General features: G+C 73.1%; 2 protein-coding genes. Both read left to right on the top strand.

All coding sequences use genetic code 11. From position 1 onward, the window contains the following. On the top strand, positions 1–227 hold a 227-nt coding region (locus LzC2_RS21440), incomplete at its 5' end, for a hypothetical protein (RefSeq protein ID WP_171190057.1). 200 nt (positions 228–427) lie between these two features. After that, the coding region (locus tag LzC2_RS21435) for a polysaccharide biosynthesis/export family protein (protein ID WP_206678867.1) at positions 428–1,366 on the top strand (939 nt) is incomplete at its 3' end.

Raw genomic sequence — 1,366 nt, 5'->3', positions numbered from 1 at the left:
ACCTACGCATCCCGGCGGACGTGCAGGCCCGCCGGAAGCGGGCGGAGGCGCTCGCCGTCGCCGCGGGCCGCGAGCCGGCGGAGGTGGTCGACCTGTTCACTCGTCTGGGCCAGGTGGACGCCCGCACGCAGCCGGGCGAGAAGACCGCATTGAAGAAGCGGGCCGCGGCGGGGCTGATCCGCGAACTCGCCCAACTGCGGGCCGACGCGGGCCACGTGCGGCGGTAGAACGCTGGGGAAGCAAAGGATTTCGCTCCGGGATTTCCCGGTGGGGTGATTCGGGTCATGCGGGCGGTGCGGGGCGGCCGATGGGTGAGGCGGGACGATCCTTTGGGCCGGCACGGGTGTGCCGGCGCCGTCGGTTCGTTTCTCGCCGGACCCGACGTTCGGCTCATGCATCCCTCCCACGGACCGGGCCGACGATGAACTTGAAACGCCGCTCCGCTGACCGCGGACTGCTTTCTGGCTCTTGGATCTCCGCCGCGTCGGCGACGACCTGGGCCGGCCCGGTTCGTCGCGCCGTGCGCAAAGCCGCGGTTCCCGCCGCGTTGCTCGCCGCCGCGGGCTTCGTGGATACGGCGCCGGGGCAGCTCGTTCCGGACTCCCCTCACCAGTCGGCCGCCTCGCAGCCGGCCGGCGGGGGCGGGTTCTTCGGTCTCGTTCCGGATCAGCCGCGTTCGGCCTCCCAGGCGACCCCCGCGAACGCTCAACCCGGGCCGGCGAACTATGCCCCGCGGGGGCAGTACTCCCCGCAGCAGGCCCAGGTGGCCGCGCAGCAGCAGGCGGCACTGCTTCGTCAGCAGCAGGCCTACCGTCAGCAGGCCGCCCAACAGGCCGCCGCCCAGCGTGCCGCGGCGCAACGAGGTGCGGCCCAACGTGCCGCGACGGCCCGGGCCGGCGCCCGGGACGTGCGGCAGGTCGATCACTCCGAGGAAGTCGCCGCCCCCGTGCGGGTGGCCGTCCTCGGCGCCGTGATGCGGCCGCGGACCTACGAGTTCTCCTATTCCGAGCCGAACCTCGCCTCGCTGCTGGAGCGGGCCGGCGGACTGACGGGCAAAGCGAACCGCACCGTGCGGCTGATTCGCAACGGCCAGCAGGTCGGCGCCACCCGGTTCATGCCGGGCATGCAGATTCCGCTGGAACCCGGCGACGTGGTGCTGTGCGATCCGGCGCCGCAATTGGAGACGCAACGGGGGACGCGGGTTCGCGAATTCTCTTGGGTGGCGATGGTCGGTCTGACGGATCGGCCCGTCGTGCTGAAGCTGAAGATCGCCGACGCGAACGTCCCCTCGCTGCTGGACAGCCTGAGCCTGCCGCCGCAGGCGATCGCGGCGGTCGGCGTGCTGCCGCCCCCGGCGGCCGCCGGG

Origin of the sequence: Alienimonas chondri (assembly GCF_013036045.1) — a bacterium.
In the GTDB taxonomy this organism is placed as follows: domain Bacteria; phylum Planctomycetota; class Planctomycetia; order Planctomycetales; family Planctomycetaceae; genus Alienimonas; species Alienimonas chondri.
This window is presented reverse-complemented; position numbering and strand designations above follow the sequence as displayed.